This is a genomic window from Thalassospira sp. CA1 (assembly GCF_059052855.1).
Map to the genome: position 1 here is coordinate 1 of NZ_JBZCIA010000011.1, position 18,895 is coordinate 18,895.

At 54.6% G+C, this 18,895-nt stretch carries 19 protein-coding genes and 1 pseudogene; 9 read left to right on the forward strand and 11 right to left on the reverse strand.

Annotated elements, in window-relative coordinates; all coding sequences use genetic code 11:
- Positions 1–756 precede the first annotated feature (756 nt).
- The gene (locus tag AC5Q5A_RS16605) at positions 757–1,929 is read left to right on the forward strand and encodes a M23 family metallopeptidase (RefSeq protein WP_210513914.1); all 1,173 of its coding nucleotides are present in this window, start codon (positions 757–759) and stop codon (positions 1,927–1,929) included.
- Positions 1,930–2,108: 179 nt separating this feature from the next.
- Here AC5Q5A_RS16605 and AC5Q5A_RS16610 read toward each other — a convergent pair whose 3' ends face one another.
- Positions 2,109–3,905, reverse strand: coding sequence for an ABC transporter transmembrane domain-containing protein (locus AC5Q5A_RS16610; RefSeq protein WP_120224613.1), 1,797 nt, complete (start codon positions 3,903–3,905; stop codon positions 2,109–2,111).
- A 49-nt stretch (positions 3,906–3,954) separates the two neighbouring features.
- Positions 3,955–4,293, reverse strand: a complete 339-nt coding sequence (cyaY, locus tag AC5Q5A_RS16615; protein WP_063088989.1) for an iron donor protein CyaY — start codon at positions 4,291–4,293, stop codon at positions 3,955–3,957.
- A 267-nt stretch (positions 4,294–4,560) separates the two neighbouring features.
- On the opposite strand from cyaY, the gene rpmE reads away from it, so the two are divergent.
- Complete coding sequence (rpmE, locus tag AC5Q5A_RS16620; RefSeq protein ID WP_008891651.1) at positions 4,561–4,785, forward strand: 50S ribosomal protein L31; 225 nt, start codon at positions 4,561–4,563, stop codon at positions 4,783–4,785.
- 256 nt (positions 4,786–5,041) lie between these two features.
- Positions 5,042–6,865, forward strand: a complete 1,824-nt coding sequence (locus AC5Q5A_RS16625) for an adenylate/guanylate cyclase domain-containing protein (RefSeq protein ID WP_493895950.1) — start codon at positions 5,042–5,044, stop codon at positions 6,863–6,865.
- Between the two features lie 113 nt (positions 6,866–6,978).
- On the opposite strand, the gene AC5Q5A_RS16630 is transcribed toward AC5Q5A_RS16625, so the two are convergent.
- Together AC5Q5A_RS16630 and AC5Q5A_RS16635 are read right to left on the reverse strand one after the other, a co-directional pair.
- The gene (locus tag AC5Q5A_RS16630; protein WP_475351029.1) at positions 6,979–7,425 is read right to left on the reverse strand and encodes a DUF1465 family protein; all 447 of its coding nucleotides are present in this window, start codon (positions 7,423–7,425) and stop codon (positions 6,979–6,981) included.
- Between the two features lie 490 nt (positions 7,426–7,915).
- The gene (locus tag AC5Q5A_RS16635; protein ID WP_493895951.1) at positions 7,916–8,110 is read right to left on the reverse strand and encodes a DUF1192 family protein; all 195 of its coding nucleotides are present in this window, start codon (positions 8,108–8,110) and stop codon (positions 7,916–7,918) included.
- An 89-nt stretch (positions 8,111–8,199) separates the two neighbouring features.
- Here AC5Q5A_RS16635 and AC5Q5A_RS16640 point away from each other — a divergent pair, with 89 nt between their 5' ends.
- The 3 genes from AC5Q5A_RS16640 to AC5Q5A_RS16650 all read left to right on the forward strand — a co-directional run bounded on the left by AC5Q5A_RS16640 (position 8,200) and on the right by AC5Q5A_RS16650 (position 11,164).
- Positions 8,200–9,207: an NAD(P)H-quinone oxidoreductase gene (locus AC5Q5A_RS16640; protein WP_493895952.1), complete on the forward strand. Its 1,008-nt coding sequence runs from the start codon at positions 8,200–8,202 to the stop codon at positions 9,205–9,207.
- Positions 9,208–9,507: 300 nt separating this feature from the next.
- Positions 9,508–10,188, forward strand: a complete 681-nt coding sequence (locus AC5Q5A_RS16645) for a DUF1013 domain-containing protein (protein WP_008891656.1) — start codon at positions 9,508–9,510, stop codon at positions 10,186–10,188.
- Between the two features lie 166 nt (positions 10,189–10,354).
- On the forward strand, positions 10,355–11,164 hold the full coding sequence (locus AC5Q5A_RS16650) for a DeoR/GlpR family DNA-binding transcription regulator (RefSeq protein ID WP_493895953.1): 810 nt from the start codon (positions 10,355–10,357) through the stop codon (positions 11,162–11,164).
- Positions 11,165–11,169: 5 nt separating this feature from the next.
- Here AC5Q5A_RS16650 and AC5Q5A_RS16655 read toward each other — a convergent pair whose 3' ends face one another.
- Together AC5Q5A_RS16655 and AC5Q5A_RS16660 are read right to left on the reverse strand one after the other, a co-directional pair.
- Positions 11,170–11,841 carry a LysR family transcriptional regulator substrate-binding protein gene (locus AC5Q5A_RS16655; RefSeq protein ID WP_493896037.1) on the reverse strand — a complete coding sequence of 224 codons (672 nt, stop codon included), beginning with the start codon at positions 11,839–11,841 and terminating at the stop codon, positions 11,170–11,172.
- A gap of 51 nt (positions 11,842–11,892) precedes the next feature.
- Positions 11,893–12,072: pseudogene (locus tag AC5Q5A_RS16660) on the reverse strand (helix-turn-helix domain-containing protein); the annotation flags it as partial.
- Positions 12,073–12,172: 100 nt separating this feature from the next.
- On the opposite strand from AC5Q5A_RS16660, the gene AC5Q5A_RS16665 reads away from it, so the two are divergent.
- The gene (locus AC5Q5A_RS16665) at positions 12,173–12,745 is read left to right on the forward strand and encodes a GNAT family N-acetyltransferase (protein ID WP_493895954.1); all 573 of its coding nucleotides are present in this window, start codon (positions 12,173–12,175) and stop codon (positions 12,743–12,745) included.
- Positions 12,746–12,842: 97 nt separating this feature from the next.
- Here the strand turns inward: AC5Q5A_RS16665 and AC5Q5A_RS16670 are convergent, their stop codons facing one another.
- On the reverse strand, positions 12,843–14,738 hold the full coding sequence (locus AC5Q5A_RS16670; RefSeq protein ID WP_493895955.1) for a propionyl-CoA synthetase: 1,896 nt from the start codon (positions 14,736–14,738) through the stop codon (positions 12,843–12,845).
- A 395-nt stretch (positions 14,739–15,133) separates the two neighbouring features.
- Positions 15,134–15,298 (reverse strand): YdcH family protein, encoded by a 165-nt coding sequence (locus AC5Q5A_RS16675; RefSeq protein WP_008891661.1) that lies wholly within the window; start codon positions 15,296–15,298, stop codon positions 15,134–15,136.
- 115 nt (positions 15,299–15,413) lie between these two features.
- On the opposite strand from AC5Q5A_RS16675, the gene AC5Q5A_RS16680 reads away from it, so the two are divergent.
- Positions 15,414–16,031 (forward strand): UbiX family flavin prenyltransferase, encoded by a 618-nt coding sequence (locus AC5Q5A_RS16680; RefSeq protein ID WP_064779464.1) that lies wholly within the window; start codon positions 15,414–15,416, stop codon positions 16,029–16,031.
- Between the two features lie 12 nt (positions 16,032–16,043).
- On the opposite strand, the gene AC5Q5A_RS16685 is transcribed toward AC5Q5A_RS16680, so the two are convergent.
- Together AC5Q5A_RS16685 and AC5Q5A_RS16690 are read right to left on the reverse strand one after the other, a co-directional pair.
- Positions 16,044–16,508 carry a TIGR02444 family protein gene (locus tag AC5Q5A_RS16685; protein ID WP_493895956.1) on the reverse strand — a complete coding sequence of 155 codons (465 nt, stop codon included), beginning with the start codon at positions 16,506–16,508 and terminating at the stop codon, positions 16,044–16,046.
- Between the two features lie 28 nt (positions 16,509–16,536).
- Entirely contained in the window at positions 16,537–17,643 is a 1,107-nt protein-coding gene (locus tag AC5Q5A_RS16690) for an ATP-dependent 6-phosphofructokinase (RefSeq protein WP_210513932.1), read from the reverse strand.
- 120 nt (positions 17,644–17,763) lie between these two features.
- On the opposite strand from AC5Q5A_RS16690, the gene AC5Q5A_RS16695 reads away from it, so the two are divergent.
- Positions 17,764–17,970: a YdcH family protein gene (locus tag AC5Q5A_RS16695; protein ID WP_008891665.1), complete on the forward strand. Its 207-nt coding sequence runs from the start codon at positions 17,764–17,766 to the stop codon at positions 17,968–17,970.
- Positions 17,971–18,018: 48 nt separating this feature from the next.
- Here AC5Q5A_RS16695 and AC5Q5A_RS16700 read toward each other — a convergent pair whose 3' ends face one another.
- Positions 18,019–18,831 carry a GGDEF domain-containing protein gene (locus AC5Q5A_RS16700; protein ID WP_040824468.1) on the reverse strand — a complete coding sequence of 271 codons (813 nt, stop codon included), beginning with the start codon at positions 18,829–18,831 and terminating at the stop codon, positions 18,019–18,021.
- Positions 18,832–18,895 lie beyond the last annotated feature (64 nt).

Genomic DNA, 18,895 nt, shown 5'->3' on the forward strand with positions numbered 1-18,895 from the left:
GACCGAAGCCCCGAACCGCTCAGTCCGCGTCGCCGTCTCGTTGGCGCCGCACCCCGTCGGTGGAGGCGGGTTATAGGCCCCACTCCCAAAACTGTCAAACCCTTTTTTGAGAAAAAACGTCAGAAAAAGACATTTTTGTAAAAAGGGTCAAAACTGGCCGGAACCGGGGGAATTCACCCTTCATCCCGTGGTTGAAAAACCGTGGTTAAACATGGATCAGATCGGTCGACATGCCCGTCATTCCATATAGTCGATTTGCCACATCAGAAGCCGTCGTTTGCCCATATCAAGAACAGCCAGAGAGCGACACATATATATATGTCATATCGCGCACTTGATCGGCGGCCCTGTGAACTGGATTTCATTTTGTTTTCGGCTGCCATGTTCTTGCCACTGTGGGCTGGCACATGATCGCCGCCCATCGTGACCAAGGCAGCAGGATTCCCTCAACGGTTCGTAAAGGAAATCGCGCCATTATGTCGGGACGGGTTCCACTTTTACCTGCGGCAATTCGCATTTCACATCGCCAAATCTTTTATGTATAAGGTTCTTGGCGATGTTGCCAACAAGAGCGACGGCCCGGGTGAACTGACAAATGGCTTTTAGGGGAGTTCTGCGGCAATGGCCGGAAGAGACTTGGTTTCTATTGCGAGCGTGATGGTAATTCTGGGGGGAACAACCGGATATCTGCTATCTGATCATTATTCGAACGCCTCGGATACTGCCCTGTCTGCCAGCGCTGCAGAGAGCCATGTTATGGGGGGTGACGCCGACGTCACCGAAACCGCCAGTATCCCGGATCTTGAACCACGCCGCGAGACGGTTGTCCTTGAAAAGGGATCCAACCTGATGGCGACACTGACCGCCACAGGCCTTGAGCGGACATCTGCCTATAACGCGATAGAAGCCCTGCGCGATGTTTTTAATCCGCGCAAGCTGCGTGCCGGTCAGGAATTCGACCTTGTTTATGCTGCTGACGGGCAGGACGATATCGAACTTCTGGACCAGATGAGCTTCCAGCCGGACCCGGAAACCATTGTTTCGGTTTCGCGCACTGATGACGGCTATCAGGCATCCTCGGACAAAATCGAACTGACACCTTCGCGCAATGTTGCGTCGGGCACGATCGAGCAAAGCCTGTTTCTGGCAGCGGAACGCAACGGTGTTCCGATCCCGGTTCTGATGGAACTGATCGAACTTTATTCCTATGAAGTCGACTTCCAGCGTGACATTCAGCCGGGCGACAGTTTTGAGATCATGTATCAGGAACTGAAAAACGATGCCGGTGAACGCGTACGCTATGGCGATGTGCTTTATGCCAGCATGACACTGAGCGGTCATGAGGTTCGGCTTTATTCCTATACCGACAGCAACGGCGAAACCGACTTCTATAACCAGAAGGGTGAATCTTATCGCCGCGCGCTGATGCGCACACCGATCAACGGCGCACGTCTGTCATCGGGTTATGGCAAACGCAAGCACCCGATTCTTGGCTACACCAAGATGCATAAGGGGATCGACTTCGCAGCCCCGACCGGCACACCGATCTTTGCCGCCGGTAACGGGACGATTGCCAAGATTGGCCGCAATGGCGGTTATGGAAATTACATCCAGATCCGCCACAATGATTCCTATGCCACCGCCTATGCCCATATGAATGGCTTTGCCAAAGGCCTGAAGCAGGGATCACGGGTCAAGCAGGGCGATATCATCGGCTATGTTGGCACAACCGGCCGCTCCACCGGTCCGCACCTGCATTACGAGATCCTGCAAAACAACGCACAGGTCAACCCGATCCGCGTGAAGATGCCAAGCGGCAAGACGCTTAAGGGTGAAGAGCTTGATCGCTTCCTTGCGGATTCTGATGTGTTGCGCAAACAGTATGCTGAACTGTCAATCGGCAACCGCAAGATCGCCAGCGCCGAATAAGACCCCGATTGGTCCAAAATAAAAAACCCGCCCTTGTGGCGGGTTTTTTGTTTCTTCGACACCGAGACCAATGCCTGCACTGTTAAAGCTTAGGCCCAAAGTTTTGGGTCGGGAGAATGTGGCGATAAAGAAAGCCGATAGAGAACCACTATACAGCACGCTTTGGCTTTAACCTGAGATCAAGCTGCGTCGCGTTCAAACTGCAGCTTGGCCAAGCGCCCGTAAAGCGGGGAGCTTTCGAGCAGTTCCTGATGCGTCCCGACTGCTACCAGCTTGCCATCATCAATCACAGCAATCCGGTCTGCATGCAGAACCGTTGCCAAACGATGCGCAATCACAAGCGTGGTGCGTTCTTTCATGATGGTTTCAAGTGCCTTTTGAACAACCTGTTCACTTTCGGCATCCAGCGCACTGGTGGCTTCATCCAGAAGCAGGATGGCCGGATTGCGCAGGATCGCGCGCGCAATCGCAATGCGTTGACGCTGACCGCCCGACAGGCGAACCCCCTTTTCACCCAGGAAGGTATTAAAGCCATCCGGCAACCGGTCAAGGAACTCGCTGGCGTGCGCAGCGTCAGCAGCCGCACGCACATCGGCATCACTTGCCCCCGGACGGCCATAGCGGATGTTGTCCCACGCACTGGCGGCAAAGATCACCGGATCCTGTGCGACAAGACCAATGCGTTCGCGCACGGCGACCGGATCGGCCGTCTTGATATCAATCCCGTCAACCTTGATCACACCACTTGCCGGATCATAGAAACGTAGCAACAGCTGGAACACCGTGGTCTTGCCTGCCCCCGAAGGACCAACAAGTGCAACCGTTTCGCCCGGCTTGACCGACAGGCTAAGCCCCTCAAGGGCCGAGCGGTCCGGGCGTGCTGGGTAATGGAAGGTGACGTTTTCGAAACTGACATGCCCCTGATGGGGTACTGGCAACGCGACGGGGTTTTCCGGCGCCTTGATTTCAGGTTCAGTCGACAGCAACGCAACAAGGCGTTCCGCAGCACCAGCCGCGCGTTGCAAATCACCGATCACTTCACTGATGGCGCCAACGGAACCGGCAACCACCACGGCATAGAAGACAAAGGCCGAAAGCTCCCCCGCCGAGATCGTGCCATCAAGCACATCATGACCACCAATCCACAGGATGGTGCCAACCGCACCAAACACCATGACGATAACAATCGCGGTCAGAAGGGCGCGGGCAGAAATACGCGCGACCGCTGTTCTGAAGGCCCCTTCGACATGGCCGCTAAAACGTTGGCTTTCGATTTCTTCGTGTGTGTAGGCCTGCACGGTGCGCAGCGCATTGAGCGTTTCTTCGGAAAAGGCGCTGACGTCGGCGACCCGATCTTGGGACTCGCGCGACAAACGCCGCACGCGCCGACCATAGCCGACAATCGGAATGACAACCAACGGCACAACCAACAAGACAAGGGCTGTGAGCTTGGGACTGGTGATGGCCAACATCGTCAGACCACCGACAAACATCAAGGCATTGCGAAGGGCGATCGAGACGCTTGAGCCAATGACGGCCTGAAGCAATGTGGTGTCGGTCGTCAGACGCGAAAGAACTTCACCGGTTCTTGTGACTTCAAAGAAGGCTGAGTCCAGTCGGATGATATGGCGGTAGACGGCGGAGCGGATATCGGCAACCACGCGTTCCCCGATCCAGGAAACCAGGAAGAAACGCATATAGCTTGCGCCTGCCAGCAACAGGGTTACTGCAAACAGAACGAACAATGCCCGATCCAGCAGCGAGCCGTCACCTTCGGCAAAGCCTTCGTCAACCAGCATGCGCAGGCCATTGCCAAGCGCAAGTACGGTGCCAGATGCTGTCACCAGTGCGATCAGCGCGCCGAACAGCTGCAAACGGTATTTTGTGACGAACGGGACAATGGCACGGAGCGACGAGAGGTTCCGGCTGGTTTCACGATCGGTAAGTTTTGCAGAAGAAGTCGGTGTACGCGCCAAGGCACTTTATTCCGTATGCAGTGGTAACCACGCGGCCGATATGAAGAGATCAGCCAAGATCAAGCTTGTTCCCGGTTTTGACAGCGAGATCAGCCGAAAGCTGATCATGGAGCGTGGTCGAGCCGCGGGTCGAGGTCCAGGTTTCGTTGTCTTCATCAAAGTCATAGTGGCTTGCCCCACTGACTGGCGAAGAAAGCCAGACCTGCCGGTTCGGACCATGCTTGTTGATGATGAATTGCTCGCCCGAATCGAGTTCGATGGTCAGGATGCCGGACTGCAGATCAACATCAAGGTCATCGCCCAAGGCATCATCAATAACATCAGACAGCGTTTCGATGGTTTCGTCTGCAAGCTGATGGAAGCGGGTTTCCTCAAGGGCCACAGTCATATTCTCCGTCTATCATCGGGGTCCAATGCCCCGGCAAGGCGACAATCAATTGTTGGCGCACCATACTATATAAAGAGGCCTGTGCAAGTATGCATAAGCACGGGTGCGAGAAAAGCTTGAAACATGGGTCAACCACTGTTAAACGACCGCCTGATCGCTACTGCACTCCCCTCATTTGGCGTTAATCGGATAATTACCGGTTACAGGGGTTGCGCGAGCCGATTTTTTACACTATACACCGCGCTTCAAATTCCGGAGTGATAGGCGATGAAAAAAGATATCCATCCCGATTACCATGAGATCACCGTTCAGATGACTGACGGCAGCACCTTCACCACGCAGTCGACCTGGGGCAATCCGGGCGATGTGTTGAAGCTCGACATCGATCCGAAAAGCCACCCGGCTTGGACTGGTGTTCACCGTCTTCTGGACAGCGGCGGGCAGCTTGCTAAGTTCAAAAAGCGCTTCGCTGGTTTCAATATCGGCAACTAAGCAAAGAACACGCTTCTGTGTTCTGTGGGATCAGCGCCCGTCGCATCTTCTTGATGCCGCGGGCGTTTTTCTTTGTCTAAACCCTGAATTTGCATAGCTGCCGACGGTAAAAAGCTGTGGTTGGAACAACTCTTGGCTGTTATTGAGCATATCTGATGGTGATTTCGGCATTTTTTTGCCATAATCCCATTCGTTAGGATAAGGCGGCACCGATTCTGCTGCCCTGTTCTGCTTGCACGCATGATCAGGCTCTTAGATGAATCAAGTGACAGCACGTAACCAGGTTAGCTATGAGGTCTATGTTAAAGACCGTTCAGGCCGGTGGCAGATCCACGGTCACTTTACTGGTGCGCAAAGAAAGCAGGCAGAAGAAGAAGCCAAACAGATCGAGCGCGCAAATCACGTTTCGGGCGTGAAAGTCATTCGCGAGGTTTACGACCACGCAACCAACAGCTCTGACGAATATGTGATTTACGAAACGCGCGGTCAGGGCAGATTGGAAAACACCAACCCACAGGCAAAACCAAATCGATCAGCCCCGCCCAAGGCCGATGCGCAGCGTCCTGCCCCCGCACCAATGATACCAAAGGCAGATACATCTGCCGACAAGCCCAACGATGCGGCACCTGCGAGCGAAAAGAAACCCGCAGCTGTTCGCCCGTCTGCATCAGTTGCAGAAAGCCAGACCCTTATTGGTCTTGGCCTTAAGATGATGGTCGCCTTTTGTGTTGCAATTGCGGTTGGCCTTGCCACCATGTTGCTTGCGGCCAAGGGGCTTGAATTCCTGCCGGGAATGGGGCTCAAGATCAGTCAGGGCTTTTATGACAAAGCCAACTTCCTGTCCTTCACCGTTGGTTTTTTGGCCAGCGTCGTACCGATGCTGATGGCGCTGACCAAAAAGTTCAAGGGACGTGCCCGCAGATCTTCGATGGCGTCTTTTCGTTCGACAGGGTCGAAAACGGCCCGCGCTGGCAATCGCCCGGGCGTCGCACAGGGATCTGGTTCGGATGTGCGCCGCAAGTCAGCTGCGGAAATGGCGGCCGAAATGGCCCGTGAGGATGGTGACACGGACGTAGAGGTCGCAGAAGACGCGCAGGACGACACACCGGCAGAGGCCGCACCGGAGCCGATTGACGATACGCCGGAAAAACCATTGGTCGAAACACGCGAAATGCGGGCGACGCGCGAACAGATGCGCGACTTCATCACCGGATCGATCGAAGCCATTCAGCGTAAAGTGACGTCGCTTGATGCCTATCACAAGTTTGGCGTGAACCTTTATGTCGCCGGGGCCTGTGACGCATGCAGTGAAAAACACGCACTGGATCAAAAAGACGGGCGCGTCATTTTACAGGATTGCATTTCGGCAATGGGCGCGAACAAAAGCATGGCCGAGACATTCTGCAAGAATGTCGACGACTATATTCTTGAGCCGAAATACAAGGATATGTATGGCGCGGGCCGCCAGTCGATGGACGCCTATATCAAAGATGAAAAGAGCATCACGTCATCGGTTGCCAAAGCAATCAATGACTGGAGCGACAAGCCCGCAGCAGGCCCACAAGGTGCCGGTGGCAAGAAGCTTCATGCCCTGATGTTTACCGACATCGTCAATTCCACAGCCAAAACCCAGGAATTGGGGGATCATGGCGCGCAGCAGATGGTGCATATCCATAACCAGATCGTGCGCACGGCCCTGATCAACAATTATGGCAAGGAAGTAAAGCATATGGGCGACGGCATCATGGCCGTGTTCCCATCCTCGGCGAGTTCGGTAGAAGCCGCCATTGAAATCCAGAAAAACATGGCATCCCACAATGCCAGCCAGGATTTGAAATTCCAGATCCGCATCGGCATCAATGCCGGTGAAGCCATTGCCGAGGAAAACGACCTGTTTGGCAGTGTGGTGCAGCTTGCCGCACGTGTCTGTGCGCAAGCTGGCGGTGACGAAACGCTGGTTTCGGAAAACGTCAAGAATACCTATAGCGGCAGTCGCGCAAGCTTTGTCTCGCAAGGCACACGCCAGATGAAGGGCTTTACCGACCCGATTGAGGTCTTTCAGGTTCAAGCCCGCAGCTGAGCTGCCCCTCTTCTATATCCCGTGATCACCAGAATGCGCTATGCGCGGTTATCAACCAACCGCGCCGCAACCAGTCCTGGGCAAAAACGATGTTCGGGTAAGGCTGCAGTCTATTAGCCGTTGCAGCGCGCGGCGACCTGCAATTCCATACGGGCGGTACGCATATAAAGTGAATGGGCGCGCCCCATCAGGTCGAGAAGCCCGGGCGAGAGGAAACCATATTCCTCGTGCGGATTGACTGTACAGACCCGAAGATCGACCATCAGATCATCGATATCGACAGCCTCTTCCCAGGGGATTTCCCCCGCTTCAACAGCGCGCACGGCAAGAAGCCACGCCATTGCCCGTATCAATCGCGTGGTCATGCGCATCTCTTCGACGCATTGTGCAACGGCTTCGCGACTGCCCTGTTTCTTGCTTTGGCCTCGATGGGCGGAAAGGTAATTCCGTGCCTCTATCAGCAGTGTAAAGGCTTCATCGTAGGTACGCGAAAAATGAACAACCGAGAAATTGCTTTGATACGACGCCGCCTTTGACGTCGGGGGATGCTCGTGAGTCATCCTGAATATATTGGGAAGGTTTTGAGCGGCTTCAAGACGGGAATTGCGCAAATAGAAAGACCGCCCACTTTCGGGGCGGTCTCACCTCAACCTGCTAAACTTGCCGGACTTTTTTTGGTTTTGTTTTTGTTGTGTGCGAACTTTAGCCAGCGCTTAAGAGGCGGTCAAGGCTATTCATGGCACAAATGTGACAATACGTATTAACCCGTACCTTTTTGCAGATTAATACGCACACACAGATGCGCGCTGCCTTATTTGGCAGGCCGCTAAGTCGCTAAAAATCAATCACAAAGAAAAAGAACCGCCCAAAAAAGGGCGGCTCAGTTTAACAGGGAGGCATCGAAACATCACGTTCGACAAGAGAGCCATCAGATGACCCTCTATTCCACATATAAGACGGCAAGTTTAATTTTCAATTAACCGCAGGTTTAAAAAAACCATCCTCACGTCTAGTAATCGAACATGCCGCTCCGAAGCATCCAGATGGGGGTCAGCTCTTGAACAATGCTTCTGCACCCTCGGTCACACATTTGCGGTGTTCGAGCGTCTCATCCACATGTTTAATTTCACGCTCCAGCGCGGCGCGATAGTCTTTCAGACCGGTGACCGACATTCCTTCAAGATTGCGCGGCAAGCCAAATTCACCCGATTTGAGAACAGCAAACTCTTCTTCGTCCACAATCATCCTCCATTATTCCCTGTCAGGTCAGGGGCATTGAATTTCCTTCATGTCCTAGATAGGTATAAAACGCAGTTTTCGCCAACGAGGTCCCGATGTCCAATCCAGAATTTCCCGAAAAGATGAAAGCCGTCGAGATCACGAAAGACACCGACACCCCTGCCCTTGTGCTGGGTGATGTCGCGGTGCCGGACCATGGCCCGGATGATGTCTTGGTGCGGGTTGCGGCAAGTGGGGTGAATAGACCGGACCTGATGCAAGTTGCCGGCATGTATCCGCCCCCGCCCGGTGCGTCAGAAATCCCGGGCCTTGAATTGTCGGGCGAAATTGTTGCCGTTGGATCAAACGCCACTGACTGGAAATGCGGGGATAAGGTTTGCGCACTGGTTACCGGCGGCGGCTATGCCCAATATGCCGCAGTGCCCGCGGCGCAATGCCTGCCGGTGCCCAAAGGCATGTCGATGATAGCTGCCGCCGGGGTTCCGGAAACCTTTTTCACGGTCTGGCACAACGTCTTTGACAAAGCACAGCTGAAGGCGGGCGAGACATTTCTGGTGCATGGTGGCACATCGGGGATCGGCACCACCGCCATCCAGCTTGCCAAGGCATTTGGCGCCAAGGTGATTGCCACCGCAGGATCGGATGAAAAATGTCAGGCATGCCGTGACCTGGGGGCGGATGTCGCGATCAACTACAAAACCCAGGACTTTGTCGAAGAAGTCAAAGCCGCAACCGATGGCAAAGGCGCAGATGTTATTCTGGATATGGTCGCAGGCGACTATGTTAGCCGGAATTTCAAGGCTGCTGCCTTTGAAGCGCGCATTCTGATCATTGCCTTTTTGCGCGGACCAAAAGCGGAAACCAACTTTACCCCGCTGTTGCTCAAACGTCTGACGCTGATGGGATCAACCCTGCGTGCGCAGCCAGTTGCCAACAAAGGCGCAATTGCCAATTCGTTGCGCGAAAAAGCCTGGCCGCTTCTGGAATCCGGTCAAGTTGCGCCCGTAATTTACAAGACCTTCCCGCTTGAACAGGCATCGGAGGCACATGCCACATTGAAGGGTGGCGCGCACATCGGAAAAGTGATACTGGAAGTCGACTGATCGCGTATGGACGAAGGTCTGATAAGTTTTATCTGACCGATCCAAGGCAACATTGCTATGCTTGCGGTCCTGAAAGAAATATTCTTTTCAGAACGCCGCAACAGATTGTTGCATTTACCCGCACATTGATCGAAAAGAACGCAATGGCGGATCCGATGATGCGCAGCAACCCCCGCGGTTGACCTTGCTGCATTGCCGGACCACCTAAAGAGATTATATTCTGGGGCAGACATTCCCGCGCTTTTTGGGCCTTATACCCATCGCCGGTCTCCAGAGAGAAAGAAGGAAACAGGAGGAAATATGGCACAGCCCCTCATGCCCAAAGCAACCGCTGTATGGCTTATCGACAATACCGGCTTGTCGTTCCGGCAGATTGCTGCCTTTACCGAACTTCATGAGCTTGAAATTCAGGCCATCGCAGACGGCGACGTCGGCCAGGGTATCGTTGGCCTTGATCCGGTTGCCAATGGTCAGCTGACCAAAGAAGAAATCGCGCGTTGCGAGAAAGACCCGCGCGAATTCCTGAAAATGGCGAAATCCGACCTGCCGCGCCCGCGCGCGCAGTCGAAGGGTGCACGCTATACCCCGGTTTCCAAACGCCAGGACCGCCCGAATGCGATTGCATGGCTTCTCAAACACCATCCGGAACTTTCCGATGCGCAGGTTTGCAAGCTGATCGGCACCACCAAGGACACCATCGGCAAGATCCGTGATCGTTCGCACTGGAACTCGGCCAACCTGACGCCGCGCAACCCGGTCACCATGGGCCTTTGCACCGAGCTTGACCTTGAAAAACAGGTCGTGATTGCCCGTTCGAAGAACCCGGAAAAGATCGCCAAGGATGTCGAGCCGGATCCGCTGCCCGAAGAACTCCAGATCAATCCGGAACCGGATTATCCCGGCAAGAAAAAGGACGAGAAGAAAGACGAGCCGAAAACTTCCGATTACATGGAAGCGGCCGAAAACCTCTTCAAATCCTGATCGAATTTCAAAGGCCGCCCGTTGGGCGGCCTTTTTCGTTGGGGTTTACGCCCTGCTTGCGTAAGGTTTGTTTCATAGTATTGCCGTGAAACGGTAACGCAACCGACATGGTCCCGACATACCATTCGGCTGCTTTTCAAATGAACAACACCGAAGACACGTTTCCATGCAAAAACGCCCAACCGAACGCCAGGCAGGCATTGTCGAACTTGTCCGTGCAGATGGCTTTCGCACCATCGAACAACTTGCAGAACGCTTTGACGTTACCCCGCAAACCATTCGGCGCGACGTGAATGCGCTGTGTGATGAGGGCTTGCTCCGCCGTCGCCACGGCGGTGTTGAACCCGCCCTTGAGCATGAAAACATCGCCTATCGGGCGCGCAAGGTTCTGAATGTCAATGACAAGCGCAAGATCGCGGCCCTGGTGGCGCGCGAAATTCCCAACGGGGCGTCGCTGTTCTTTTCGATTGGTACCACCCCGGAACTTGTTGCCAATGCGCTGTTGCAACATCGCGATCTTCGGATTTTCACCAATAACCTCAATGTCGCCTATGTCGCGGCCACCAATGACAGCTTTGAGGTGACCCTGATTGGCGGGCGCCTGCGCAACCGTGACCGCGATGTTCTGGGTCCCGAGGTCGAGGCGTTCTTTAACAGCTACAAGGTTGATTTCGGCATCTTTGGCGTCGGCGGGATTGATCCGGATGGCAGCCTTCTTGATTTCGATGAACAGGAAGTCCGCGCCCGATCCGCCATCCTGAAAAATGCCCGGAAATCCTATCTGGTTGCCGATCACACAAAGTTTGGACGCAACGCCGTTGTGCGCGGCGGCTCCATCCGAGATGTCAGTGCGTTCTTCACCGATTGCCCGCCCCCGGATCATATCGCTGAAATGATCACGACGGCTGGTGTCGCGCTTCACGCGCCGGAGCCGGATGCGGATTTTCCAACCTTCTTCATTTCAGACGAAGACTGACCGGTTTACGGAACAGTTTTGCGCCCGTCAGCGGCTGCTTTAAGGCTGTTGCAGACAGCCTGCAGCCCCGGTGTCAGAGTTTTGTCGCGACGCATGATGAGAGCAAGTTCGCGCACGAGTGGCGGTGATAACGGGCGGGTCTTGATGGGAAATTGGGTTCGATCTGGTCTTGCACCCATTTCGGGCAGGATCGTCGCACCGATGCCTGCCCCGACAAGTTCCCTGATCGCCTCCACACTGCCGAGTTCCATGACCGAACGGCCATTAACCCCGGATTTGCGCAACCAATCATCGACCAATGTGCGCGTCAACCCGCCGCGTTCATAAAGCACCAGCGGCATCGCTTCCAGATCGACAGGGCGAATAACATCCCCGACATCGGCATCCGCGTGAAAGATTGCGACAAACGGATCTGTCATGATCGGCGTTACCGAAAGGCTGCGCCCACTGCATGGCATGGTCACAAGGCCGATATCGAGCTTGTTATCCTCAATCGCACGAACGATATCGCCAGCATTGCCAGTGCGAACCATGATTTCGAGTTTTGGGAAGCTGCGTTGAAGCTTTTCCAGAATTGCCGGCAGGAAATAGATACAGGCCGTCGCCCCGGTTCCGATCCGCACGCGACCGGCTGCACCACTTGAAAATCCGGCCACGGCGTCCTCGGCCGCGCGCACAGATGCATCAATGTCGCTGATATGGGCCAAAAGGGCCAATCCCGCCGGTGTGGCTTCGGCACGTTTGCCAACGCGTTCAATCAATTTGACACCCATGCGGGTTTCAAGCTGACGCACCTGTTGGCTGATGGCAGGCTGACTGAGATTAAGCTTATCGGCTGCGGCAGAAAAACTTCCCAGTGCCACAACATCGGCAAAGGCGTGAAGCTGATCAAGGTTAAGTGCACGCATACCAAACCTTTCCTTATGCTGTGCATAATTTATCAAAGCTAAACTTATGATGTATTTGGGCGTAATGTCAGCTCAAACATCATCATGCCGGATAAAAAACATGCCTTCGAACACCGCAGCCCAAGACGATGCCACAGCCCTGTTACCAAACATCACCATCCGCGACGCCACGCGTGACGACATCCCGGCCATCACGGCGATTTATCGCCACCATGTTCTGCATGGCACGGCATCGTTTGAGGAAACGGCACCTGACGAGGCCGAAATAGCCAATCGGTTCGCCGCCATTCGCGATAAAGGCCTGCCCTATCTTGTTGCGATCCGCAGCAATACTATTGTGGGTTATTGCTACGCTGGCCCCTATCGCCCACGCACGGCCTATCGCCATACGGTCGAAAATTCGATCTATGTGGCCCATGATTGTGTTGGCCAGGGGGTTGGCAGCCTTCTGATGGCGGCCCTGATTAAACGGTGTGAAGAAGGCCCGTGGCGCCAAATGGTTGCCGTGATCGGGGATAGTGCGAACCAGGCGTCGATCAGCCTGCATCAACGCCATGGCTTTGAAATGGTCGGTACCTTCAAAAAGGTCGGCTACAAGTTTGACCGCTGGCTTGACTCGGTCCTGATGCAACGGCCGCTTGGCGACAACAGCCCGATCATTCCCAAAACTTGATCCTAAAAAAAGCACCCGCTTTTGAAAGCAAAAGCGGGTGCAAGGATGCTCCGTTAAGTTGGGAGCGGGAGTTTGCATCTGTGATGGACGGGTCTATCTATTTTGCATAACCGATTTCTTTGAGGACCTCGGCGATTTCGGGAAGGATTGCCGGATCATCGATCGTTGCCGGGGTGTTGTAGCTTTCACCATCGGCGATGGAACGCATGGTCTTGCGCAGGATCTTGCCCGATCGGGTCTTGGGCAGGCGTTCGACCACAGTTGCCTTCTTGAATGCCGCCACCGGTCCAATCTGATCACGGACCATGGCAACGACTTCGGCCAAGATCGCGTCATGCGGGCGGGTGACCCCAGACTTCAACACGACAAAGCCCAGCGGCAATTGCCCCTTAAGATCATCATGCACACCAATGACCGCGCATTCGGCAACATCGGGATGGCTTGAAAGGACCTCTTCCATGCCCCCGGTCGACAGGCGGTGCCCGGCAACGTTGATGATGTCATCAGTGCGCGACATGACGTAGATGTAGCCGTCTTCGTCAATAAAGCCGGCATCCCCCGTGGCATAAAAGCCTGGGAACTCTTCAAGATAGGATGACTTGAACCGGTCATCATTCTGCCAAAGGGTCGGAAGCGTCCCCGGTGGCAGCGGCAATTTGGCGGCAAGCGCACCAATCTGACCGCGTTCAAGCGGCTTTCCGGCCTCGTCCAGAACCTGCACATCCCAACCGCAGGCCGCCACTGTCGGCGAACCGTACTTGATCGGAAGCAATTCAATCCCGCGCGGGTTGGCGCAGATAGACCAGCCGGTCTCGGTCTGCCACCAGTGGTCAATCACCGGAACGCCAAGGCTGTTTTCCGCCCATTGCAGGGTATCGGGATCAGAACGTTCACCCGCCAGATACAGCGCCTTAAGGCTGCCAAGGTCGTATTTTGCCATATGAGCGGCCTTGGGGTCATCGCGTTTGATCGCACGGAATGCCGTCGGTGCCGTAAACAGCACCTTGACCTTGTGTTGGGAAATGACCCGCCAGAACGCACCGGCATCCGGCGTTCCGACCGGTTTGCCTTCATACATCACCGTCGTGCAACCAGCCAGAAGCGGCGCGTAAACGATATAGGAATGGCCAACCACCCAGCCAACGTCAGACGCTGCCCAGTAGACATCACCGGCATCAACATCATAGATGTTCTTCATCGACCAGTTGAGGGCCACCATATGCCCGCCATTGTCGCGAACAACGCCCTTGGGCTGGCCGGTCGTGCCGGACGTGTAAAGGATGTAAAGCGGATCGGTGGCATCAACCGGGACACAGTCAGACGGTGCTGCCTTGGCACATTCGACTTCCCAGTCGTAATCACGGCCATCCATCAGCAACGCATCGCTTTGTGGCCGCTGGAACAGAATGACGCTTTCGGGCTTGTGATCCGCCATGGCAATGGCTTTATCGAGCAGCGGTTTATATTCAATGACGCGCGATCCTTCGATGCCGCAGCTTGCGGTCAGGATCAATTTTGGTTTGGCGTCATTGATACGGGTCGCCAGTTCGTTGGACGCAAAACCGCCAAATACAACAGAATGGATCGCGCCGATCCGCGCACAGGCCAGCATCGCCATCGCGGCCTGCGGGATCATCGGCATATAGATGATCACCCGATCGCCCTTGGTCACACCGCGCGCATGCAGTGCTCCTGCAAGGCGGGCAACATCGTCGCGCAGATGGGAATAGGTGAATGTCTGAACCGTGTTGGTGACGGGGCTGTCATAAATCAGGGCCGCCTGATCCCCACGGCCATTTTCGATGTGACGATCCAGTGCGTTATAGCAGGTATTGACCTTGCCACCGACAAACCAGCGGTAAAACGGCGCGTTACTGTCATCGAGAACGCGATCCCATTTCTTGTACCAGGAAATGTTTTCAGCAGCTTCTGCCCAAAAGCCTTCCTTGTCGGCGATCGAACGTTCGTAGATTTCCTGATAGCGACCGGTCATTGGTGAAATACCCTCCCGCGGCGTTTGGTCTGGCGTCGAATTCGGACGCATGCGGAGCTATATGCTCGTAAATCGGCATCATAATACCGATTTAATTTGCACATACCCCTTAGACATTGGTAGCGCCCTGTAATCCTTGGTTTCTGCGGATTACAATTACTCAAAACAGACACGCGATTGATCCCCTCAGTAAGGGCGTTCGTATCTGTTTGCAGCGATATGATGAATGTGGGAAGTTGCCCGTGATTTTGAAGTGCAGACATAAAGTTGCCGCCTCAAGCGTGGGCGTTAAGATGAGGCGGCAAAAGCAAGAGTTAGGAAATCTTTGAGGTCGTCAAACCGTTCGCATGGGGGATCGCGTGTTCTTGATCACGCGTTTGGCCATGCCACAACGGCTAATGGGTTATTCGGTTTATCTCGTCCTTGATTTCAAGCTTGCGGCGTTTAATGTCTGCAACAACGGAATCGTTGGGCGCCGGGCGGCGCGTCTCGAGGTGGAGTTCCTGCTCTAGTGCAGCATGTTTGGCAGTTAGAGCTTCGATATGGCTTTGAACGCTCATTCGCCTACTCCTTATATCTGACATTGCCCACAACAAGATGGTATTAATTTCGTAACATGATTTCCAGTGTTTCGATCAGAAACGTGAACAAGAACACAGCCCGGCAAGGATTGGCATGACGCAAAAAGATCGACTTATCATTGGCATAACCGGCGCATCGGGTGTGATTTACGGCATACGTTTTTTACAGTTGCTGAAAAATACGCCAATCGAGACTCATCTGGTTCTTTCCAAAGCAGCCGAGCGCACGATCGCCTATGAGACCGATTTTAAAATCCGCGAAATCAAGGAGATGGCTGACGTTGTCCATGACAATGCCGACATCGGTGCATCGATTGCGTCGGGTTCTTTTCGCGCCCGCGGTATGATCATTGCCCCCTGCTCGATGAAGTCTCTGGCCGAGGTCGCAAGCGGAGTCGCAGATAATCTGATCGCGCGTGCCGCCGATGTGATCCTTAAGGAGCGTAAGCGTCTTGTCCTGATGGCGCGCGAAACACCGCTTCATGCCGGCCATATTCGCAATATGGCGCTTGCCACAGAAAACGGCGCAATCATTGCCCCGCCGGTCCCGGCATTCTATGCCCGGCCACAATCCCTTGATGAAATGGTGACCCAAAGCTGCGGACGCATTCTTGATCTGTTTGAGATTGATCTGCCCGAAACCGCCCGCTGGGGCGATACCGAGGCCGCCAATCCAATCCCGGTCACCGGCAAACCCAAAACACGCGAATAGAATAACCCGCCGCTAGGCGATCCCCATTATCCGGGTCAGGTCGCCAAGCACCTTGTCACAAGCCTGCTGATCCAACGCAAACCGGTTGGGGGACAAATAGGCGTGGGCTGCGGCCATTGGATCGTCACTGGGCACGGTTTCAACCGCGTCGCACAGGATGTGCTGCTCAATCCGTTCGGCCTGCAATTCGTCTGATTTGACCTTCTGGCGCAATTCCTGTGCACTGGCACGCGGATCATCGCGCAGGTATCGCCTTGTCTGGCGCAGTGGCTTGATCACGTTTTCGCGCCAGTCACGCACAGATGCCTCAAGTGCTGAAATGCTCAGCGGTGCCACCCCCTTTTGGCCCAGAAAGAACATAAAAAGCAGCATGTTCACATCAAGGTCACAGCGTTCCTGAAGATCCAGACACATCTTGGCGACGCCATCGCGACCGTACATCGCGACCGTAAAGGCCCAGACTTCTTCCTGATCCATTCCCAACCTGCTGTGTTTTTATTGGATATCAAACGGTTTTGGCCGTTCTGGCGACTTTCGGCGGATGCCCCATATAGGCGCCAAGCCCCTTGGCAGTCGAAACCATCGTGCCTTGGGTATCAACAAGCCGAGGGCCGACAATAACATCTTCCATCGCAACATCGACGACTTTGCGTTGCTGCCAGGCGCAGACACGATCAAATTTCTTTTCTGCGATCAAATCCACCGCATGCACGCCAAAGGCCGATGCAATCACACGGTCACGCGGCGATGGTGTGCCGCCGCGCTGGACATGCCCCAAAACCGTCACACGGGTTTCCCAACCGGTGCGTGCGCCAAGCTCATCGGCAAGCCAATGACCGATGCCGCCATAACGGACCTTCTGGCCATCATCGCCAAGGGTTACCGCCGATCCGTCATCACGTTTGACCGCCTCGGCAACGATCACCAGCGCATGGTTGCGGCCGCTTTTGCGGATATTGAGGCAATGCTGGCTAAGCTCATCCAGGTCATAATCCATTTCCGGGATCAGGATGACATCCGCCCCGCCCGCAACCCCAGCAAACAGGGCAATATGCCCGGCATCACGGCCCATGACCTCAAGGATCATGATCCGTTCATGGGATGCCGCGGTTGGTTGCAAACGATCAAGGGCGTCGGTTGCGACATTCACCGCCGTGGTAAAGCCGATGGAATATTCCGTCTGGGCAAGGTCGTTATCAACCGTCTTGGGGATCCCCACCAGATTGATACCGCCCATCTTGGCCAAACGATGCAGGATCGCCATGCTGCCATCGCCGCCAATGCCAATCAGCGCATCAAGGCCAAGCTTGTGATAGCCTTCAATGACTTCGCTTGATCGGTCGGCAAAGCTGCCATCAGGCATCGGATAATGGAACGGATCGCCCTTGTTCACCGTGCCAAGGATCGTACCGCCAAGGCGCAGCAACCCGTCACTATTGACCTGATCATTAAGGTCAATGGCCTGGGGCGGGTCCTGCATCAGGCCATGGGTTCCCTGACGAATACCGACAACATCCCAGCCATAGCCAAGAACCGCACGGCGGACCACCGCAAGAATAACCGCGTTCAATCCGGCGCAATCACCGCCACTGGTCAAAACTCCGATGCGCATTTGTTTCCTTCCCGATCGTGGCAAATTTGTTTTACAGGGTGGTACAAATCATATGGGTTGCCAACATGATATCTGGTATTATCACTGTCCCCTCGCATTGGTTATTAAGCTGGATCAAAAATGGACGAAATCAATCAGATCGAGATTGAAAAGAGACTTCTTTCGCTCCGCGAGGAACACCGTGATCTGGACGTCGCCATCGAACAAATGGTTCAGGCCCCCCATCATGATCAACTGCGTCTTGGCCGGATGAAAAAGCGCAAATTGGCCCTGAAGGACGAAATCCTTTATATCGAGTCGCAGCTGGTCCCAGACATTATCGCCTGATTTACCGTCGGCCACGTCAAAATCTGCCTGATGTAAAATGGGAAGTAATCAGATGCCCTGCGGAATGCGATCCAGCCGGGCCAGATACATTTCCTTGTGCGCACGCAATGCCGCATCTGTCGCCTTCAGGGCCGAGGCCGGCGTATCGCCGCTTTGCGCGTGGTAAAGCCCGAATACCGGCACAACCGGGATCGGTTTGCCCTTGTGAGTATAGGGATGTTGATCAAGCCATCTGGTGATGGCGTCAACGCGTTGCCAGACATCTTCCTCGTCAACATTGTACATCAGGGCCGCAAAGTCATTGCAGCCGAGATATCCCAGATGATGCGGCGCCATGATGAAGTCGGCCATGATGCGCCGGACATAGTTAAACAGGCCGTCTTTGCAGTCCTGCCCGTGAAGTTGCAGGATGTCGTCAAGATTGGCCAGTTCGCACATCAAAACCATGCGGCTTGTCCGATCCGCACCAACCAGTGACATTTCGTTTTCAAGGATCTGCATGAAGGCCGGCCGACTGATCGCCCCGGTAAAGGGATCGCGGCCCTCATTGCGGGCCAGATGAGCCTGTCGTTGCTTCAGTTCATTGAGATTTTCGGTCAGGCCATTGATGCGCACCATCAGACGACCAATCGCCTGTTCTACCGCAGGTGTAACCTGCTGATCCGGAATACCTAGAACGTTTGCGATATCGGGGGTGTGATAGGGTGTCTTGTCGACCGGATCCGGTATGGCGTCGGTGTCGATATCAACCTGATGGTCCTGATTTGGCGCACGACGACGGCCCGCATCCTTGCCATATGCAAGAATCCCGTAAGGGCTTGATGGATATCGTCCATCCCCGCCCCCCATAGAGGGTGTCATTGATCCTGGTCTTGTGACTTTCATGTCTGACCTTCGCGTGCTACCTGCACAGTTATATAAGGCA